2 protein-coding genes are annotated in these 2,754 nt (G+C 39.5%); both read left to right on the top strand.

Annotated features, from left to right (window positions below):
- Nucleotides 1-2,294 (top strand): Cas10/Cmr2 second palm domain-containing protein (locus VN429_RS01020; protein ID WP_325628836.1); only part of this gene is annotated, 2,294 nt, incomplete at its 5' end.
- Nucleotides 2,291-2,754 (top strand): RAMP superfamily CRISPR-associated protein (locus VN429_RS01015; protein ID WP_325628834.1); only part of this gene is annotated, 464 nt, incomplete at its 3' end. The genes VN429_RS01020 and VN429_RS01015, both read left to right, overlap by 4 nt.

Here is a 2,754-nt window from a genome sequence, read left to right as displayed (position 1 = left end):
ACCCTGAACAGAGCGATTCCCAGCTTGATGACCTGATACAAAAAATAATACAGGTATTTGATACCTCATCAAAACTCAGCAATGCTGCAGACATGCTCTATGATCTGTTAGAATCCAGTTCATTGATGAAAAATATATGTTCAGATTCGAGGTTTCCCATTTGTTCACTATTTCATCATCTTAAGAACACATCTGGAATAGCAGTATGCCTGATGTTGCAAAAACTGGATGCTGACGGGAAGTATAAAGAAAAAAGCCTTCAAGAATATGGAATATCCGTAGAATATGGACAGAAGGACCTGATATCCCTTGTTCGTATCGCAGCATTACTTCATGATATAGGAAAGCCTCGCTCCTATACATCTGCTTCGAAGTATCAGTTATACCATTATCATACAACCCAATCAAGAGAGATCATTGAACGTATCCTGTCTGCTACAGGATCGCCTCTCGTTGAACAATATGAACTGAAAAAAATACTTCCGTTGCTCGCCTCCAGACACCATCAAAGAGATGTCGAAACATCACTAGAGAATTTAGTGAGCACTGCAGATACTGTTGCTTCTGCAGCCGATAGGATAAACGAGATAGGATATGAGTACGATGGCAAAGTGCTTAAGCTCACCAGTAATGATAGGATCTTCCCACATGAGGTCAACTTTGATGCAGGGGATTTGAAATGCCTTAGCTTACCACATACTGTGATCCTTGGAAATGGCCAGTCTGAAAGCCGGAACGCTGAATTGAAAGACAGGAACTTACAAAGTGCCAAATTGTTCATCGATAAAGTATCATCGGGAGGACCTGTATACTGGCTTGGGAAGCATGGGAAACTTCCAGGGAGTATCGGGGTATTATCGCTTGATGTAATGGGGATACAGGGTTTCATTAATGAGGCTGATAAGCTCAAAATGCTAAGAGGTGGCAGTTCCATTGTTGAAGATGTGTTACGGTGTGCAGAAGAGATTATATCTAAAAATGTATGCAGAGAAGCGATTCTGTTCTCCGGAGGAGGAAACCTTCTTTCTTTTATACCGGATACTAAAGAATATAGAGAACAATTAGTCAGACAGATAGAAAACGAGACAAAAGAGCTTTCCAAAGGTGGCCTGTCTGCTGCAATTGTTGATTTTGAAGAGCCCCTATCTGACATAGCAGGTAAATTCTATAAAGTGCTCCAAGATTCGCAGAATAAACTTGATCAAAAGAAAAATGAAAATCGTGAGAAACAGATCATTTCTTCAACGAGAAAGATTTGTGAATACTGTTTCAAGAGACCTAAATTTGATAGTTCTGGAATGTGCATGGTCTGTAAGATTAAACAGGAGGTGGGTGTGAATGAAAAGTATTCCATATCAAGAAAGTATGTTCCGCACATATTTGGACTAAAAGAACCTACTGAACTGAATCACATTGGTGATTCAATTGCTGTTTTACTTATAGATGGGAACATGATGGGAAGATTGTTCCAGCAAACCACAACTCCTGCAGAATACACTTATAAAAGTCAGGTATTTGGATCAAAGTTTGAAAAAATATTGAAGCAAACAGTTTCGGACTTCTGCTCTGATCATGAGAAGCAGAAGATGATAAAATATACTGCTGATGACGGAAACACATACTTAGGGATCGTTCCCATTTATGCAGGCGGCGATGATGCACTGATAATAATGAATACGAAAGGTGCACTGGATTTTACAAGGTCGCTGATCAGTAACATTGCGGAAGAGTTTGCTTGCGAGATTAAGTTCCATAATGGGAATGTGTTCAAAAACTATGTGGTTACAGCATCATGCGGTATAGCGATAGCAGACAGCAAATTCCCTATTTACTTCCTCCTAAATGCTGCAAGGGAAATGGAATCAACTGCCAAGAAAGCATTTAGAGGAGACACAAAAACTAATGATCTCAATATAATTGAATTGCCAAAGGGTTCCATAGCTTTAACAGCTGTAAGTTCCGCTATGCCTGGAAATCAATGTAGTTCTTTTGTAATAATTGATGACATGGAAGCACCAGGAAATAAAAACCTGGCAGATCTTAGTGATCTGATAAATTATGCCCTCAGTGGCAATAGGTCGCTGGTATCGGATATTATAACTTGCAGCAATTCAGCAGAAGAACGTCTGAATTTGATAAAGTTCATGTATTCTTCTCTTGCACGTAAGACAAATGGGATAGGGATCGATCAATGTGAGTGGATGGCGAAGGTATTGCTGAACGATGAACTGCTTAACGCGGCAAGAATGATCATTCCTCACATGTGGTCCACCAAAAATGGGGAGGCAGCATGAAGATTTTAAGAATCGGCCTGATTAACACTACGGATTTTCACACAATGGGAGAAGCTCAGGGTTCTACTATAGATTTCCTTAAAAACTCGAAAGGAATTCCCTATATTCCAGCTACCCACGTAAAAGGGATCATGCGCACAGAAGCAGAAAGAATTATGCGCAGTGCAATGGACTATAAAAATGGATTTTTACAATCAGAGATTGACAATAATACCTCAGATGCTGAAAGAGAGCGTATTAAGCGTATAAGAACTGAAAATGAATTGAAACTGAGGGAAATCTCTTCTATTGTCTGCAACATATTCGGTAAAATCCATGGAGAGGACGCAGAAACATACCATGAAGGTAAAATCAAGATCACTGATTTCATTGCTGACAAAGGAGTCATGTCAGTATCCAGAATGCATGTTTCTATAAACCGAAGTTATCTTTCAAAAAAGGATGGTGCTCTTTTTAGAAC

Origin of the sequence: Methanospirillum sp. (assembly GCF_035560735.1) — an archaeon.
In the GTDB taxonomy this organism is placed as follows: domain Archaea; phylum Halobacteriota; class Methanomicrobia; order Methanomicrobiales; family Methanospirillaceae; genus Methanospirillum.
Note: the sequence above shows the minus strand (reverse complement) of the source record. Positions and strands in the feature narration are given on the sequence as shown.